Raw genomic sequence first — 16,951 nt, forward strand, 5'->3', positions numbered from 1 at the left:
CGGTGCGAAGATCACCGCATGTCTCTCGCCGAACTGACCCTGGACCACTGGCGTTCGCTCGACCGGGCCGCCGCCGGACGCCTGGCCCACGAGGCCGCCGCGCAGGCGGGCGGGCGCGTGGTGCTGCTCGACACCGTCGACCACCTCGGCGCGCCGCTGCACCGTGTCCGCATCGAGCGCGAGGGGCAGGAATTCGCCCTCATACCCGGCGGACGGGTACGGCTCGGCTTCGACCCGGACGCCTGGGTGCCGACCGCCGCGCAGATCGCGGACTTCGAGGAGAGCCGGGCCGAGGGGTACGGCTACGAGCTCCCGCTGAAGGACTATCTCGCCGAGGTGCTCAGCCCGGTGCGCACCGCGGCGCCGGCCACCGTGCTCATGGCGGTGCGGGACGAGACGCTGACCGAGTGCCCGGAGGAGATGGCGGACGTGCTCGCGGCGCGCGGGCTGCGGATGCCGAGCGCCGACGAGTGGGAGCACGCCTGCGGGGCCGGGGCGGACACCCTGTTCCGGTGGGGGAACGAGTGCCCGCTGGAGGAGCCCTCGTACGGGGGCGGTGGTGGCGTGCGGCAGGAACCGAACGCCTTCGGGCTGCACATCGCCTACGACAGCTACGCCACGGAGCTCAGCGGTGACCGGGCCGCGGTGCACGGCGGCGACGGCGGGGAGGCCGTCTGCGGAGGATACGGCGCCCTGCTCGCGTGGCTGCCGCTGGCCACCGCCAACCGCAACCCGTCCGTGGCGGAGTTCGTGTACGGACCGGAGGGCGCGGGGATGGGCGAGGAGTTCTCGACGCGGCCCGTGTTCAGCCTCCGGTGAAGTGCGGCGGACGGCGGGCCGCCTTGGCGGTGTAGCCCTCGGCGCAGTCCTCGGAGGTGAGGGTCAGGGCCGCCGTCATCGCCACGCGGTCCAGCGCCGGGGCGAGGGCCGCGTCCGCGTAGGCGTCGATCGCGCGCTTGACGCCCTGTACGGCGAGCGGTGCGTTGGCCGCGATCTCCGCCGCCACCGCGCGGGCCGTGCCCTCCAGCTCGGCCGGGGCGACGAGCAGCTGGACGAGGTTGAGCCTGTGCGCGGTAGCGGCGTCGATGCGGCGGCCGGTCAGCGCCAGGAACTTGGCCCACCCCGCGCCCGCCTCGCGGGCGATCCGCAGATCGCCGCCCGCGTCCACCGCCACGCCCAACTGCGCCTCGGGCAGGGCGAAGACGGCGTCCTCGGCGGCGATGCGCAGGTCGGCCATCAGGGCCAGTTCGAAGCCGAAGCCGAGGCAGTAGCCCTGTACCGCGGCCACGACCGGCTGCGGCAGGCGCGAGAGCACGGCGAAGCGCTCGTGCACCCAGCGGATTCCCTCGTAGTAGTTGCGGGTGCGCTCGGCGGCGGTGGCGCCCGTGATGGAGCCGCCGGGGGCCTTCACGTCGATGCCCGCGCAGAAGGCGCGGCCCTCGGCGCGCAGCAGCACCACCCGCACCTCGGGGTCGAAGCGGATCCGGTCCGCGAGCAGGCCCAGCTGGCGGGTTGACTCCCAGCTCCAGCCGTTGAGCCGGTCGGGGCGGCAGAGGGTGAGGACCGCGATGCCGTCCTCGGTGTCGAGACGGATGCGCTCCTCACCCTCCGCGACCCCGGCGGCGATGGTGTCGATCACGAGACCCCTCCTTCTGACGGTTCGTCAGAATAGAGGCTCGGGCTCAGCGGGTGAAGAGCTCGAACGTCACCGCCGGGCGGCCGCCGAAGCGCGGGGCCGCCTGCTCGGCGTAACCGGTGAGGAAGCCGCGGACGTACTCCTCGGGGTCCTGGTCGGTGAGGACCTCGATGTACGCCTTGTGCTCCATCAGCGATGCGATCGAGCGCTCCAGTCCGGGACCGGCGTCCACCGCGTGCGTGGGTGTCGGGGACCCGGCGACCGCGACCCAGCGCACCCCGTTCCAGGGCTCCAGACCCTGCTCGGATATGAGCTCGGGGAAGATCCACCGGTTGCCGGCGTCGGCGGCGGCGTCCAGAGCGGCCCGGCCGACGGCCTTGTGGTCGGGGGTGTTCCAGTTGCCCCCGCCGCCCTGACCGCCCCAGGTGTCGCGGTGGTTGAGCGTGACGAGCAGTTCGGGGCGGTGCCGGCGGATGGCCGCCGCGATGTCCCGGCGCAGGTCCAGGCCGTACTCGACGACGCCGTCGCGGTAGTCGAGGAACTCCACCGTGGAGACCCCGACGACCGCGGCGCTCGCGCGCTGCTCGGCCTCGCGCAGCGGGGCGCACTCCTCGGGCGGGATCGTGTCGATGCCGGCTTCGCCGCGAGTGGCCAGGAGGTAGACGACCTCACGGCCGCCGTCCGTCCAGTGGGCGATCGCGCCGGCCCCGCCGTACTCCAGGTCGTCGGGGTGGGCGACCACCGCGAGGGCGCGCTGCCAGTCGGCGGGCATCGGTTCCAAGGGCGCGGGCTGATCCAGTTGTTCGGTCATGCCCGCACCCTAGACTCCCGCCCCCCGGAGGCCCGCGTTCCGCGGCCCGAGTCCTAGACGTCGTCGCGTACGAGGGCCAGCAGGCGGTCCAGGACGCGGGGGCCGCCGGCGCGGACCCCGTCGTGTTCGAACTCGTCCGTCACCCAGGTGCGCAGGCCCCGGATCCGCGCGGCCGTCTCCAGCGAGTGGGCGGTGTCCACGTACAGGTCGTCGTGGTAGACCGCGGCGGCCGCCGGGACCGTGTTGGCGGCGAGCCGGGCCGGGTCGTACAGGGGTGTCCAGCCGGTACGGGCGGCCAGCAGTTCGGCGGTCTCGCGCAGCGGGGCCAGCGCCGGGTCGCAGGTGAACTGCCACGGGTGGATGGTCTCGCCGGTGAACAGCAGGGGCGCGTTGCCCGCGAGAGCCTTCCCGGCGTCGAAGCCGGGGTGGCCCGCGCGGACCCGCTCGGCGGCCCAGGCGGTGGGCGCGGCCGGGTCCTGGGCGTAGATCGGCTCGTGGAGCAGGGCGTACAGGGGGTGCGCGGCGAAGGAGAGCAGCCCCTGCACCTGCTCCAGGAACGCGTCGGAGAGGGCCGGACCCGCCGGGGTCGGCACGAAGGCGTCCTCCAGCAGGTAGTGCAGCCGGTGGCTGCCGTCGCTCGTGCCGAGCAGGATGCCGAGCGACTGGAAGCCCTCGGCGGTGAGGCGGTGGCCGCCGGGGAGGCCGGCCGGGCGCTCCACGAGGTGGGCGGCGATGCGGCGGGCCCGCTCGACGTCCATGGGGTAGCGGGCGTAGTGGGCGAGGTTCTTGCGCTCCATGCGGGGGTACGCGGCCTCGTACACCTCGTCGGCGGTGGCGGTCAGGGACGGCAGGCCGCCGGTGATCAGGGCGGCGGCGAGTCCTTCGGGGGCGGTGGAGAGGTAGTGGGTGGTGCAGAAGCCGCCGAAGCTCTGCCCGAGCACGGTCCAGGGCGCGCCGCCGGTCAGGACGGGGCGGATGGCCTCGGCGTCGCGCACGATGGAGTCGGCGCGGAAGTGGGCCAGGTACTCGGCCTGCTGCGCGGGCGTGCCGCGCAGGGGCAGCGTCTGGCGGTTCGCCGGGGTGGAGCGGCCCGTGCCGCGCTGGTCCAGCAGGAGGACGCGGTACTCGGCCAGGGCCCGCTCCAGCCAGGCCTGCCGGCCGGTGAAGCGACGGGCGCCGAAGCCGGGGCCGCCCTCCAGGTAGAGGAGCCAGGGCAGCGTCTCGGGGTCCTTGCCGGTGGCGACGGCCTCGCGGGCGTACAGCTCGATGTGCTCCCCGTCCGGGCGCGCGTGGTCGAGCGGGACGCTGAAGCGGTGGTCGGTGAGGACGACACCGGGCTGGCGGTAGCTGCGGTCGATGGTCACGAACGGCCCCTGGGTGTGCGGCGGCCCCGGCCGGGTCGCGACCGGGGCACGGGTCTGGCGGCCCGGCCGAGTCTAGTACGGGCCCGCCCGCGCCCCGCGGCCCCCACCTGCGCCCGCGGCCCGGTACGGCGGGAGCGCGTGCCGGGAGTCGCGGGGCGGGTGTCGCGGGGCGGGCGGGACTTCGCGGACGCCCCCTAGAACTCGACCACCGAGCGGAGGACATCGCCCCGGTGCATGCGGGCGAAGGCCTCTTCCACGGCGTCCAGGGGGATGGTCTCGGAGACGAAGGCGTCCAGGTCGAGGCGGCCTTGGAGGTAGAGGTCGATGAGGAGGGGGAAGTCCCGCTCGGGCAGGCAGTCCCCGTACCAGGAGGACTTGAGGGCGCCGCCGCGGCCGAAGACGTCGAGCAGCGGGAGTTCGAGCCTCATCTCCGGTGTCGGCACGCCGACCAGGACCACCGTGCCGGCGAGGTCGCGGGCGTAGAAGGCCTGCCGGTAGGTCTCGGGGCGCCCCACGGCGTCGATGACCACGTCGGCGCCGTGGCCGCCGGTGAGGGCCTGGACGGCCTTGACCACGTCCTCCGTACGGCCGTTGACGGTGTGGGTGGCCCCGAGGCCGCGTGCCCACTCCAGCTTCCGGTCGTCGAGGTCGACGGCGATGATCCGCCCCGCGCCGGCCAGGCGGGCGCCGGCCACGGCCGCGCTGCCCACTCCCCCGCAGCCGATGACGGCGACGGAGTCGCCGCGTCCGACGTTGCCGGTGTTCAGGGCCGCGCCGAGGCCGGCCATCACCCCGCAGCCGAGGAGGCCCGCGGCGGCCGGGGAGGCCGCCGGGTCGACCTTGGTGCACTGACCGGCCGCGACCAGGGTCTTCTCGGCGAACGCACCGATGCCGAGCGCCGGGGAGAGCGGGGTGCCGTCCTCCAGGGTCATGGACTGCGTCGCGTTGTGCGTGTTGAAGCAGTACCAGGGGCGGCCGCGCTTGCAGGCGCGGCAGGTGCCGCACACGGCGCGCCAGTTGAGGACGACGAAATCGCCGGGCGCGACGGAGGTGACGTCGGGGCCGACGGATTCGACGATTCCGGCTGCCTCGTGGCCGAGCAGGAAGGGGAACTCGTCGTTGATGCCACCCTCACGGTAGTGCAGGTCGGTGTGGCACACCCCGCATGCCTGGACCTTGACCAGGGCCTCGCCGGGTCCCGGGTCGGGCACGAGGATCGTCGTCGTCTCCACCGGTGCGCCCTTGCTCCGGGCGATGACCCCTCGTACGCGATGCGTCACGTCGTACCCCGCTCTGGTCGGTTCTGTCTGGATCAACGAACGTACACGGGCGCGGCGGTGGAGGGGAGCCGTGTCACTCCGGGGAAGCCGGAGTGGCGGGTTCCGGCGGTACGTCGGCGCGGAGTTCCGGCGGTACGGCGGCGCGAAGTGCCGCGGTGAACGCGGCCACGCCCGGGTGGGCCGCGGCTCCGCTCCGGAAGGCGATCTTGGTGCGGCGCTCCATGAGGAGCCGGGTGAGGAAGACGGCCGGACCGGCGGGGCCCGTGACCCCGAGGTGGGGGACGACGGCGACGCCCTGACCGGCCGCCACCAGGGCGAGCACGGTGGTGAACTCGTCCACGCGGTGGCGGATCCGCGGGGTGAACCCGGCGGCCTGGCAGGCCCGGACGGCCATCGCGTGGCACAGGGTGCCGTGGGTGGCGGCGATCCAGGGGGCGTCGGCGTACGCCCGCAGGACCGCGCCCTGGTCGGGGCCGGGGGCCGCGGCGGGCGCGGGGGTGGCCAGGTACATCGACTCGCGGTACAGGCGCTGTGTGGTGAGCCCCGGCTCCTGGGGCGCGGGGACGAAGTCGTACTCGTGGACCAGGGCCACGTCCAGGTCCCCGGCGCGCAGCGCGTGCGCGACCGCAGCCGGGTCGGTCTCCGAAACCATCGGCTCCAGCCGCGGATGGCGCCGGGCCAGGGTCACCAGGGCGGCGGGGACGATGGCCCGGGTGGCGGTGGGGAAGGCCCCGATGCGCAGGGCTCCGGCCGGCCCGCTGCGGGCTTCGGCGAGATCGGCGGCGGCCTCCTCCAGCCGTTCCAGCACGGCTTCGGCGTGCCGGACCAGGTTCTGCCCGGCGGGCGTGAGCCGGACGCGGCGGCCGGTGCGTTCGAGGAGCGGCAGACCCGCCTCGCGTTCCAGGACGGAGAGTTGCTGGGACACCGCCGACGGGCTGAAGGCGAGGGCCTCGGCCACGGCGGCGATGGTCCCGCGGCGGGCGAGTTCGCGCAGCAGGCGCAGGCGTCGTACGTCGAGCATCGGCTCAGCTTACGGGTCGGGTAAGAAACGCGAACTGGATTTGACGCTCGGGGCAGATGAAGCTCGACGGCATGACACACGACCTCCCCCTCCACGGGATTCACGTACCGCTCGTCACCCCCTTCGACCCCGCCGGGGACGTCGCCGCCAACGCCCTGGAGGCGCTCGCCCACCAAGTGCTCGACGAGGGCGCCACCGGGATCGTCGCCCTCGGCACCACCGGTGAGCCCGCCGCCCTCGACGAGGCCGAGCGCGACCTCGTCACCGAGGTCTGCGCCCGGGTCTGCCGGGAGCGGGGCGCGATGCTGACCGTGGGCGCGGGCGGGAGCGGCACCCGGGCCACCGGGGAGGCGCTGGGCCGGCTGGCGCGGTGGCCGGAGGTGGGGGCGGCGATGGTGACCCCGCCGCCGTTCGTCCGGCCCGGGGCCGCGGGGGTGCTGGCGCACTTCGCGCGCCTGGTCGAGGTGAGCCCCGTACCGCTGGTCGTCTACCACATCCCGTACCGGACGGGGCAGCCGCTGGACGCGGCCGCGCTGCGAGCACTCGGGGAGCTGCCGGGGGTGGCCGGGATGAAGTACGCGGGCGGCGGGGTCGGCGAGGAGGTGGTGGCGCTGCTCGGCGACCTGCCGGACGGGTTCGCGGTGCTGGCGGCCGACGACCTGTACGCATCCGCGCTGCTGGCGCTCGGTGCGACGGGCGGGATCCTGGCCTCGGCGCACCTGGCGACGGCGCGGTACGCGGAGCTGGCGGCGGCCTGGGGGGACGGGGACGTGCCGCGGGCGCGGGCCCTGGGACACGGCCTGTCACGGCTCTCGGCGGCCCTCTTCGCCGAGCCGAATCCGGCGGTGGTCAAGGGCGTGCTGCACGCCCGGGGCCGGATCCCGACGCCGGACGTGCGGCTCCCGCTGCTGCCCGCGGGCGCGGCGGCGGTGTCGGCGGCGCTGGAACGCCTGGCGGAGGTCGAACAGACCGCCATCCCGCGCCGGGAAGCGCCCCCTGTGGGCGGTTCGCAAACAACGGGCGAGATGCCCGAATCAGGCAGGTGAATGGGCGAGTTGTCCGTTTCCCGGAAGGGCCTACGCGGCTCGTGATGTGAGTCACTCGAATAGGAGCAACATCATTTAATCCGGAACGGGCGATTCCCTTTTCCTGGAAAGGAATTTCGGCATTCCCGGAAGGCGCCCTCAAGGTCGTTTTCGACCCCGAAACCGGCAAGTCGATCATCCGGGGGAATTCGTGCCTTGTTCCCGCCCGGCGGACTCGCTTACCTTCACGTCATTCCCAGCGGGCAGCCGCCGAAACCGGCGGCCGCCAGGGATCCCCCGCACCCCCACGTGAGGAATTCCGCCATGCCCGGACTCGGTAAGCACCGTCGGCCGAAGCAGCGCCCGATCGCCCGCAAGCTGGCCTTCGCCGGCACCGGCGGCGCCGCCCTGGCCCTGCCGCTGATCAGCGCGACCACGGCCGGCGCGGCCGTCACCCAGCCGGCCGCGGTGCCCGCCGTGAAGACCGCCGCGCTGCCCGCCGTCAAACCGGCGGCGGAAAAGGCGGCGCTCCCGCTGACCTACTCCGTGACCGTGGGCGACACCCTTTCGAAGATCGCCGTCGAGCACGCCGTGAGCGGTGGCTGGCAGGCCCTGTACGAGGCCAACCGGACCGCCATCGGATCCGACCCCGCGATCATCCGGCCCGGGCTCAAGCTGAGCATCGGCGCGGCGGCGAAGGCGGCCACCGCGAAGGCGACCGCAGTGCAGGCGGCCGCGGCGGTCAAACCCGCCACCACCTACGCGAACAACCTCGACGGCTGGATCCGGCAGTCGCTGGACATCATGGCCCGGCACGGAATCCCCGGCAGCTACAACGGAATTCACCGCAATGTGATGCGGGAGTCCTCGGGCAACCCGCTGGCCATCAACAACTGGGACTCCAACGCCGCGGCGGGCATTCCCTCCAAGGGCCTGCTCCAGGTCATCGACCCGACGTTCCGCGCCTATCACGTGCCCGGCACATCCCTGGACTCGTACGACCCGGTCGCCAACATCACGGCAGCCTGCAACTACGCGGCGGCCCGCTACGGCTCCATCGACAACGTCAACGGCGCCTACTAGAAGCCCCGGAAGGCCGTCTCGGAGCGGCCGGCCGTCAGGAACACGGGCCGCACCGATGTTCCCGAAGGCCTGGGGCGGCGCCCCTCCCCGCAGTCTCGGGCGGTAATCAGTCGAGGCAGAACTCGTTGCCCTCGATGTCCTGCATCGTGATGCAGGACTCGTTGACGCCGTCGGCGCGCTGCGTCAGCACGTGCTTCGCGCCGAGCGCCGTCAGCCGTGCGCATTCGGCCTCGAGTGCGGCCAGACGCTCGTCACCCACGAGCCCTGCGGCGACCCGCACATCGAGATGCACCCGGTTCTTGACGGTCTTGCCTTCGGGAACGCGCTGGAAGAGCAAGCGCGGGGCCACACCCGAGGGATCGCTGCACGCGAAGTAGATCTCGTCCTCGGGCGGCAGCGAGCGGTGGTACTCCTGCCACGTGGCAAAGCCCTTCGGGACCGTGGGCAGTACGTACCCCAGCACCTCGCACCAGAAGGCGGCGAGGCTCGCGGGCTCCGCGCAGTCGAAGGTCACTTGGAACTGCTTGATCGTTGACATCGGCGCACGATAACAGGGGCCTAGAGCCAGCCCTGGCGGCGGGCCGCGCGGACGGCCTCCATTCGGTTGCGGGTGCCCGTCTTGCCGATGGCCGAGGACAGGTAGTTGCGCACCGTCGACTCCGACAGGTGGACCCTGGCCGCGATGTCGGCCACGGTCGCCCCGTCGACCGCCGCGCCCAGCACGTCCACCTCGCGCGCGGTCAGCGGACTCGGTCCGGCGCTGAGCGCGGCCGCGGCGAGCGCGGGGTCGATCACGGTCTCCCCCGCGAGCACCCGGCGGATCGCGGCGGCCAGTTCCTCCACCGGCCCGTCCTTGACCAGGAAGCCGGCGGCCCCCGCCTCCATCGCCCGGCGCAGATAGCCCGGGCGGCCGAAGGTGGTCAGGATCAGCACCCGGCAGTCCGGGAGGCGCGTGCGCAGCTCGGCGGCGGCGTCGAGACCGCTGCGGCCCGGGAGTTCGATGTCGAGCAGGGCCACGTCCGGCCGCGCCAGGGCCGCGGCCGGCACGATCTCGTCCCCGGCGCCGACCTGCGCGACGACCTCGATGTCCTCCTCCAGCCCGAGCAGCAGGGCCAGCGCGCCGCGCATCATGCCCTGGTCCTCCGCGAGCAGGACCTTGATCATCGACTCTCCTCGTTCTCCGGGTCCGCCTGGCCCGCCGGGTTCCGCGGGTGATGCGGGTCCACCGGATCCTTCCCGTTCGCCGCGTGCTCCACCGGAAGCTCGGCCGTGACCCGGAACCCCCGCCCCGGGCCCGGAACCGGGCCGCCGACGAGGGTGCCGCCCGCCGCGGCGAGCCGTTCCGTCAGGCCGGTCAGTCCGCTGCCCGGCGGGGTCGAGCCTACGCCGTTCCCGTTGTCGGTGATCACCAGGCGGACCCGCTCCGCCGCGCTCCGCACCTCGATCTCGCAGGTGGTCGCACCGCTGTGCCGGATGGCGTTGGTGGCGCCCTCGCGCACCACCCACCCCAGCAGCGCCGCCGCCTGCGGGGGCAGCGGGGGCCCGGACTGCCGTACGACGGGCTCGATCCCGGCGGCGGTCAGCGCGCCGCGGGCCCGGTCGAGCTCGGCGGCGAGGCTGGTCTCGCGGTAGCCCGTGACCGCTTCCCGGATCTCGGTGAGCGCCTGCCGGCCGACCGCCTCGATGTCGGCGATCTGGCCCAGGGCGGCGTCCATGTCCCGGGGGGCGACCCGCCGGGCCGCCTCCGACTTCACGACGATCACCGACAGGGTGTGGCCGAGCAGGTCGTGCAGGTCGCGGGAGAAGCGCAGCCGCTCCTGGTCCACGGCGGCCCGGGCCAGCTCCTGCCGGGTCTCGCGCAGTTCCCTGACCGTCTCGGACAGGGCGAGGATGGCGGCGGTGACCATGCCGGAGACGAGGGTCCCGTACGCGATGCCGAGGGTGTCCCAGCCCTCGTCGAGCCCCGCGACCGCCCCGGCGAGGGCGGTGACGACGAACATCACCGGACCCAGCATCCGGCCCCGGATCACCGCCCCCGTGGCCAGGCCCCACAGCGGGAAGAACAGCAGCCAGTTGCCCCCGTACGCCAGGGCGAGGGCGCAGGTGACCGCGCCGAGGGCCGCCAGGCACCAGCGGGTTCCGGCCGCCTCCCGGGCCCGCCGGTCGAAGGCGCGGAACACCAGGGTGACGTAGAGGGAGTTGAACAGCAGCAGGCCCAGAGCGCCGATCCAGGGGTTGGGGGTCTCCCCCTTGACGACGTTGGAGATGGCCCCCATGCCCAGCAGCAGCCACGGCAGCAGCGCGAACGGGTTGGACGGGGCCATCGGGCCGCAGCCGTGGTCAGGCGCCTCGCCCCGTGCCTTGCGCAGCCTCTCCCGCACCCGCCACTCGGCCTTGCGGACCGCCCACTCGGCCTTCCGCGCCTGCCTGTTCCTGCGCCAGTCCTGGATCTTCACACCCGTTCCCCGCTCCATGCGTCACACCGTCCTCGCGGACCGACGGTACGAGAGCACCGCGTACGCGGCGAACAGCAGGGCCCATACGGCGAGCACCGCGACCGCGGCCGGGCCGGGGGCTCCGCCGGCGGCGAGGGACTGGCCCAGCTCGGCGAAGCGGCGGGTCGGGGTGAAGTCGGACAGGGAGCGCAGCCAGTGCGGGAACAGCTCGGCGGGGAACCAGAGTCCGCCGACGATGGAGAGCCCGAGGCCGCACCCGACGTTGACCAGGCCCGTGGTCTGGGCGGTGAGCCGGTAGCCGTTGCCGATGCCGAGCAGGGTGAAGGGGAGCGCGCCGAGCCACAGGACGAGCGCGACCGCGGCCCACTGCCAGGCCTCCAGCCGGATCCCGTTGACGGACGCGCCGGCCGCCAGCACGGCGGCCACGGCGGGCAGCACGGTCACCGAGCCGGTCAGGGCCCGTCCGATGACGACCTGGCGCGGGGTCATCGGGGTCACCCGCAGCTGCCGCAGCCAGCCGATGCCCTTGTCCTCGGCGACGCCGGTTCCCGTCCCAAGGGCCGCGCCCAGCGCCCCGTACGCGGCCATGGCCACCATGGACGACGTCTTCCAGTCGCCGGTGTCGGCGCCGGACCCGATGTTGGTGAAGAGGAGGTACATCAGCACCGGCATGCCGATGCCGAAGACGACGAACGAGGTGTCGCGCAGGGTCCGGCGGACCTCCAGGCGGACGTAGGCGGTGATCAACGGGGGCTCCCTGCGGGGATGGTGTCGGCGGGGCGGCTGGGTCGGCTGCCGGTGAGGGCGAGGAACGCGTCGTCCAGCGAGGGGGCGGTGACCTCGATCCCCCGGACCGCGCCGAGGCCCGCGAGGGCGACGACCGTCGCGTCCGGGTCCTCGGTGCGCAACCGCGCGCGGTCCCCCCGTACTTCCACGCAGACCACCCCGGGCAGCTCGCCGAGGCCCTCGGTGGGGCGCCCGGCCAGGTCGACGGAGACCAGCGAGCCGCCGGCGGCCCGGCGCAGCTGCTCCCCGGTGCCGTCGGCGACGATCCGCCCGGAGTCGACGACGACGATGCGGTCGGCGTGGGCGTCGGCCTCCTCCAGGTAGTGGGTGGAGAACAGGACGGTGTTGCCGCGCCGGGCGTAGCCGCGCATGGACTCCCAGAAGGCGCGGCGGGCCTCCACGTCGAGGGCGGCGGTCGGCTCGTCGAGCACGATGAGCTCCGGGTTCCCGGCGAGGGCCACGGCGAAGCGGACGCGCTGGGCCTGTCCGCCGGAGAGGCGGTCGATGCGGCGGCCGGCGAGCTCGGTGAGTCCGGCCAGCTCCAGCGCCTCGGCGACGGGCATCGGAGCGGGATGGGTGCGTGCCACGAAGCCGATGAGCTCGCACACGGTGATGCGCGGTACGGCGCGCCCCTCCTGGAGCACGGCACCGACCCGGCCGGCCCTCACCGCCCGCTCGGGGGTCTCGCCGAAGAGCCGTACGCTGCCCGCGTCGGGCTCTTCGAGGCCGAGCAGCAGGCTGATGGTGGTGGACTTGCCGGCGCCGTTGCGGCCGAGCAGGGCGACCGCCTCGCCGCGCCGGACGTCGAGGTCGATGCCGGCGACGGCGCGGACGGCTCCGAAGGACTTGGCCGCGTGCCGGAAGCGGATCGCGGGCTCTTCGCGCGGTGGCCGCGCGGTCCGTGGCTGCGGGGCCGCCGGTGTCGTCTGTGTCATGCCCACCACGTTACGAAGGGGGCGTGCTCCCCGGCAGATCCGCATGTACGGACCCCGCCGGTACAAATGTCCCGGCTCGCGGTGCGGTGGGGCGCTATCCGGCCGGCCGGTGCCGGGACCGGCCGGCCCGGGCGCGCAGCAGGGTGCGCACGGGGGCGGCCAGGCCGTAGCCGACGTCCTTGCGCAGCGCCCGGGTTCCGGCCCGTTCCACGGCGGCGAGTTGGTGTCCCATCAGCTCCGTCATCGCGGCGATCACGGGGCGCAGCCCGGGCTCGACGAGGCCGAGGATGCCTTCGGTGGCGGCGAGGGCACCGCGGGCGCGCCGCGTCTCGTCGGCGAGGAGCGCGCGTACGGCCGGGGTGTCGCGGGCCTGTTCGAGGTCGGCCCGGGTGACGGAGTGCTCGGCGAGGCGGGCCCGCGGCAGGCACAGCCGGCCGTCCGCGAGGTCTCCGGCGAGGTCGGCGAGGAAGTCGACCCGCTGGGCGGCGTCGACGAACCGCCGCCATCCGGCGGCCTGTTCCTCGTCGGGGCCGCCCCGGTACTGGAGCCCGGTGAAGACCAGCACCCCGGGCCACGCGTAGGCGTCGAGGTAGGTCTGGAAGTCCTCCTCGGTGCCGAAGCCTTCGAAGCCGGCCTCGGCGGTGGCGGCGCCTTCCAGGAACCGGGAGACCCAGTGCGCGGGCAGCCCGCGGGTGGCGACGGCGTGGACGTACGCGCGGATCAGCGGGTCGGGGCTGTCGCCGGTCCTCAGCGCCGTCTCCACCTGCCCGGTGAGCGCGGCGAGGCCGGCGGAGCGCTCCCGCGGGGTGCCGGTCTCGGCCACGTCGTCGACGAGGTTCATGAAGGCCACCCCCGCCGTCAGCCAGGGCACCAGCGGCGGCGCGGCGAGCAGGCGCAGCGTCACGTACGGGGCCGGCTCCCGGCGCAGGACCCGGCGGGCGACGTGCGTGTAGTCCTCACGCAGCCGGGGGCCGGTGATTCCGGCCGCCGTGAGGGTGGTGCGCCAGCTGGGCATGGTGGTGTTGCTCCTCGAACCGAACCGCGACCGAACCGCGAAGGACCGTACGGGTACACGATGTCAGGAGCGGTAGACCTTCTTCACCTTGCCCTGGGTGTCGGCGTAGACGTACCCGCCCTGGCCGTACTCGTCGGTGAGGTAGGGCCGCATGGACGGGCTGCCGTCGAGGAGCCAGGGTTCGACGATGACGTAGCGCGAGGTCGGGTTGGTCACGCCGAGTTCCTGCTTGGCCGTGTCGAGGAGGCCGGGCAGGGCGTCCCAGTTGACGGTCGCCATGTCGATCAGCGGCTCGTCGGCCTTGATGGTGCTGCCGGGGCCGGTGCGCTTCGCCTCGCCGTCGCGGTACTGGTAGCGGTCGTAGGTCTTGGCTCCGGGTGCGGTGGGAATGGACGCGAGGACGTACTCCTCGTAGATGTTCATCTCCACGAACTGGGTGGTGCCCGTCTTCTGCTTCAAGGCCTCGATCGCGGTCCGCACGTTGGCGGGGGTGAGCAGGCTGCCCTTGGGGGCGGCGGCCTGGCCGCCGACCTTTGTGGGCAGGCTCTGCTGCGGTCGGGGGGTGGAGGGGCCGGTGCTCGCGGCGGCGCCCGAGCCCTTGGCCCCGGCGCCGCTCTTGTCCGCGGAGTCGCCGGGGAACCACTTGACGAAACCGATCGCGCCGACGGCCAGGACCAGCGCGGCGAGGGCGGCGAGCAGCGCCGGGCGGCGGCGCGGGGTCCGGTTCGCGGGGACGGGGGCGGTGACCGAGTACGGGGAGCCGCCCCCGGGGGTGAACGGCGCGTAGGGCTGGGGGACCTGCTGCTGCGCGGGCCGGGTCGGGCCGCCGCCGAAACCGCCGCCGCCCCCGGCGCCCGGCGGTGGGGTCGGGGGCCCGTACTGACCCAGGGCCGTGGGCGACGGGGCCGGCGGGGCGCTCCCGGCGGCGGCACCGCTCGCCTCCCGGAGCAGTCGTTCCAGCTCCGCGGCGTCCGGCCGGACGGACAGGTCCCGTACGAGCAGCCGTTCCAGTACGGGCCCCAGCGGGCCGGAACGCACCGGGGCCGGGATGGGCTCGTCGAGGACGGCGACGACGGTGGCCAGGGTGGTGGCCCGGCGCAGCGGGTGGGTCCCCTCCGCGGCCACGTAGAGCAGCATGCCGAGCGACCACAGGTCGGAGGCGGCGAGACCCTCCTCGCCGCGGGCCCGCTCCGGGGCGATGTACTCCGGCGAGCCGATGAGCACGCCGGTGGAGGTGAGGGCGGTCGAGTCGTGGAGGGCCGCGATGCCGAAGTCGGTGAGGACGGCCGAACCGTCGGGGCGCAGCAGCACGTTGGCCGGCTTGACGTCGCGGTGGAGGACGCCTTCCGCGTGGGCGGCCCGCAGGGCGGACAGCACGTCGAGGCCGAGCCGCAGCACGTCGGCGACGGGCATCGGCCCCGACTCCAGCCTGTCGTGCAGGGAGCCGCCCTTGACCAGCTCCATCACGATCCACGGATGGCCGTCCGTGCCGGCGGCGGGCTCGACGATGTGGTGGATCGTCACCACGTGCGGGTGCGCCATCCGGGCGAGCGCACGGGCCTCCCGGATGGCGCGTTCGCGCAGTTGCTCGGTGAGTCCGGGCTGGGCGGCCGCGGTCGCCGGGTCCGGCGGGCGCACCTCTTTCAGGGCGACGTCGCGGTGCAGTGCGATGTCGCGGGCGCGCCACACCGTGCCCATACCGCCGGCGCCCAGCGGCGCGATCAGTTCGAAGCGGCCGTCGACCAGCTGTCTGCCGGCCTCACTCATGTCCATGGCCGGTCATCGTAGGCGCAGCCACCGTCAGCAGTGTCGGCGGTCCACCGTCACCGTGCCCTGGGCGGTGGACACCGTGCGGTCGTAGCAGCCGCGTGCGGGATCCGAACCGTACAGCCGGTAGTGCTCGGTGCTGGTGCCCACCGCGTGGCGCTGGTCGCGCGGGACGTTCGCCGTGTAGCTCGCGTCGCCCGTGTACCGGTCGTCGAGCAGCGTGCGGTCCACGGTGCGGCCGCCGCGCAGGGTGCTGGTCTCGGCGCGGTCGCCGAGCGAGATGACGGTGCGCAGCCGGTCCCCGGCACCGAGAGTGGTCTCGCCGTCCATCGTGTACGTGCGCGCGGTGCGGACGGTGGCGGGGCCGCGGCTGACGCTCTCCTCGTCCGTCCAGGTGGCGGTCAGGGCGTCCTGGTTCTCGCCCTCCGTCCAGCGGTGCACGGAGGTGTTGTGGACGGCTCGGGTGACGGTGGTGGTGACCCGGCCGTGGGAGGTGTCGAGCCGGCCGGCCACGGTGAGCCGGTGGCCGCCCTCGGTGTCGAGGCGGTGCCGGGCGGCGGGGGTGCCGGGCGCGGCGGGCGTCCAGCGGGTGGAGTTGGCCGGTTCGCCCTCCTCGTGGCGGGTGAGGGAGCCGGTGACGACGGCGCGGCCCTCGTCCTGCCAGATCAGCAGGTTCGCCGGGGTGCTCCAGCCGCTCTGCCCGGCCGGGACGCCGGCGACGCCGACCTCGATCCGGTGCGGGCGGCCGTCGTTGAGGAGGGCGGCGTACGGGGTGAGGTCGTAGACGATCGGCTGGACGTCGAAGGCGCGGGGCGCGGGGGTGACGTACCACAGGAAGGGGTTCGACCAGCCGCCCGTCCACACGGTCGGGAAGGGGGCGGCGATGCCGGCGAGCTGTCCGTCGACGGAGATGCGGACCTCGCGGTAGGGGCCGTCGGCCGCCTTGCAGGAGTACGGGGCGGCGTCCGGGGTGGTCATGTACCAGTACTCCTCGCAGCCGCCGCCGGAGCCGGTGGCGTACACCTCGGCCAGGAGCCGCTCGGTGTTGCGCGGGGTGGTGACCGAGGGGCTGGTGAGCGGGAGGACGCGGTCGGGGGTGTCGGGGACGGTGACGTGCCGGTCCCGGTCGGCGGTGTAGAAGGTGAGGGTGGCCTTGACCTCGATGACGCCGGTGTAGGTGTCGTCGACGACATTGCCGATCAGCATCTCGACGGGCTGCGGCCCGGCCAGGACGTCGCGGTAGCGGGTGACGTCCTTCTCGACGGACCAGGTGATGCCCTCGGGCGAGGGCTCGGGGGTGGAGGTGCGCAGGATCTCGACGCCGCCGACGGAGAGGTGGCCCAGGCGGTCGTACTGGCGTCCCTTGACCTTGCCGTCGAGGCGCAGGACGATCTTGGCCCAGCTCCCGCCGCATGCGGCCGGGGGCGCGTAGGTCCCCACGTACGGGGTGTAGTCGCGGAAGTCGGCCTCGGCGACGGTCACCTCGCAGGAGCGGGTGGCCGGGCGGGCGACGGGCGGGGCGGCGGTGAGGGGGTCGTGCCAGTCCGTGCCGAACTCGGCGGGCGGTGCGGCCGGGGCACCGGCGGCGGAGGCGTGGACGCCGCTGGTGCGCGCGTCGGCGGCGGCCGCCGCGGGTCCCGCGCCGCCGGCCAGGGCTGCGGCGGCGAGCGCGAGGGCGCCGAGCAGGCCCGTGATCCTGTGTCGTGTCATGGCCCCGCAGTGAATCCGGCCCGGCGCGGGCGGCGCCAGGGGCCGTGGCCCGCCCATGGCCG

At 74.3% G+C, this 16,951-nt stretch carries 16 protein-coding genes; 3 read left to right on the plus strand and 13 right to left on the minus strand.

The genetic code is table 11. The features are described 5' to 3' along the window. Nucleotides 1-18: 18 nt before the first annotated feature. Nucleotides 19-819, plus strand: a complete 801-nt coding sequence (locus ACS04_RS23355; RefSeq protein WP_048478683.1) for a hypothetical protein — start codon at nt 19-21, stop codon at nt 817-819. Here the strand turns inward: ACS04_RS23355 and ACS04_RS23360 are convergent. The 5 genes from ACS04_RS23360 to ACS04_RS23380 all read right to left on the minus strand — a co-directional run bounded on the left by ACS04_RS23360 (nt 806) and on the right by ACS04_RS23380 (nt 6,112). Then, on the minus strand, nt 806-1,639 hold the full coding sequence (locus ACS04_RS23360; protein WP_048478684.1) for an enoyl-CoA hydratase/isomerase family protein: 834 nt from the start codon (nt 1,637-1,639) through the stop codon (nt 806-808). The genes ACS04_RS23355 and ACS04_RS23360 overlap by 14 nt on opposite strands. Before the next feature lie 43 nt (nt 1,640-1,682). Further along, nucleotides 1,683-2,447 (minus strand): PIG-L deacetylase family protein, encoded by a 765-nt coding sequence (locus tag ACS04_RS23365; protein WP_048478685.1) that lies wholly within the window; start codon nt 2,445-2,447, stop codon nt 1,683-1,685. 53 nt (nt 2,448-2,500) lie between these two features. After that, a complete protein-coding gene (locus ACS04_RS23370) occupies nt 2,501-3,805 on the minus strand; it encodes an alpha/beta fold hydrolase (RefSeq protein ID WP_107438672.1) in 1,305 nt (434 codons plus the stop codon). Between the two features lie 200 nt (nt 3,806-4,005). Then, complete coding sequence (locus tag ACS04_RS23375) at nt 4,006-5,091, minus strand: S-(hydroxymethyl)mycothiol dehydrogenase (protein WP_048478687.1); 1,086 nt, start codon at nt 5,089-5,091, stop codon at nt 4,006-4,008. 73 nt (nt 5,092-5,164) lie between these two features. Beyond that, the gene (locus ACS04_RS23380; protein ID WP_048478688.1) at nt 5,165-6,112 is read right to left on the minus strand and encodes a LysR family transcriptional regulator; all 948 of its coding nucleotides are present in this window, start codon (nt 6,110-6,112) and stop codon (nt 5,165-5,167) included. 71 nt (nt 6,113-6,183) lie between these two features. Here ACS04_RS23380 and ACS04_RS23385 point away from each other — a divergent pair, with 71 nt between their 5' ends. Both ACS04_RS23385 and ACS04_RS39515 read left to right on the plus strand, forming a co-directional pair. Next, complete coding sequence (locus ACS04_RS23385) at nt 6,184-7,158, plus strand: dihydrodipicolinate synthase family protein (RefSeq protein ID WP_078865213.1); 975 nt, start codon at nt 6,184-6,186, stop codon at nt 7,156-7,158. 303 nt (nt 7,159-7,461) lie between these two features. Beyond that, nucleotides 7,462-8,220: a transglycosylase SLT domain-containing protein gene (locus tag ACS04_RS39515; protein WP_048478689.1), complete on the plus strand. Its 759-nt coding sequence runs from the start codon at nt 7,462-7,464 to the stop codon at nt 8,218-8,220. Between the two features lie 106 nt (nt 8,221-8,326). On the opposite strand, the gene ACS04_RS23395 is transcribed toward ACS04_RS39515, so the two are convergent. The 8 genes from ACS04_RS23395 to ACS04_RS23430 all read right to left on the minus strand — a co-directional run bounded on the left by ACS04_RS23395 (nt 8,327) and on the right by ACS04_RS23430 (nt 16,889). Next, the gene (locus ACS04_RS23395; RefSeq protein ID WP_048478690.1) at nt 8,327-8,758 is read right to left on the minus strand and encodes a VOC family protein; all 432 of its coding nucleotides are present in this window, start codon (nt 8,756-8,758) and stop codon (nt 8,327-8,329) included. A gap of 20 nt (nt 8,759-8,778) precedes the next feature. Next, a complete protein-coding gene (locus ACS04_RS23400; RefSeq protein WP_048478691.1) occupies nt 8,779-9,384 on the minus strand; it encodes a response regulator transcription factor in 606 nt (201 codons plus the stop codon). Continuing rightward, on the minus strand, nt 9,381-10,694 hold the full coding sequence (locus ACS04_RS23405; RefSeq protein ID WP_078865205.1) for a sensor histidine kinase: 1,314 nt from the start codon (nt 10,692-10,694) through the stop codon (nt 9,381-9,383). Before ACS04_RS23405 ends, ACS04_RS23400 begins: the two co-directional genes overlap by 4 nt. A 3-nt stretch (nt 10,695-10,697) precedes the next feature. Continuing rightward, nucleotides 10,698-11,420: an ABC transporter permease gene (locus ACS04_RS23410; protein ID WP_107438674.1), complete on the minus strand. Its 723-nt coding sequence runs from the start codon at nt 11,418-11,420 to the stop codon at nt 10,698-10,700. Continuing rightward, nucleotides 11,420-12,397: an ABC transporter ATP-binding protein gene (locus ACS04_RS23415; RefSeq protein WP_107438671.1), complete on the minus strand. Its 978-nt coding sequence runs from the start codon at nt 12,395-12,397 to the stop codon at nt 11,420-11,422. Before ACS04_RS23415 ends, ACS04_RS23410 begins: the two co-directional genes overlap by 1 nt. A 94-nt stretch (nt 12,398-12,491) precedes the next feature. Continuing rightward, nucleotides 12,492-13,412: a squalene/phytoene synthase family protein gene (locus tag ACS04_RS23420; protein WP_053080910.1), complete on the minus strand. Its 921-nt coding sequence runs from the start codon at nt 13,410-13,412 to the stop codon at nt 12,492-12,494. Nucleotides 13,413-13,475: 63 nt separating this feature from the next. After that, nucleotides 13,476-15,185, minus strand: a complete 1,710-nt coding sequence (locus ACS04_RS23425) for a serine/threonine-protein kinase (RefSeq protein ID WP_245236504.1) — start codon at nt 15,183-15,185, stop codon at nt 13,476-13,478. A gap of 27 nt (nt 15,186-15,212) precedes the next feature. Next, nucleotides 15,213-16,889: a peptide-N4-asparagine amidase gene (locus ACS04_RS23430; protein WP_048478693.1), complete on the minus strand. Its 1,677-nt coding sequence runs from the start codon at nt 16,887-16,889 to the stop codon at nt 15,213-15,215. Nucleotides 16,890-16,951: the final 62 nt, after the last annotated feature.

This window comes from Streptomyces roseus (assembly GCF_001044425.1).
Taxonomy (GTDB): domain Bacteria; phylum Actinomycetota; class Actinomycetes; order Streptomycetales; family Streptomycetaceae; genus Streptomyces; species Streptomyces roseus.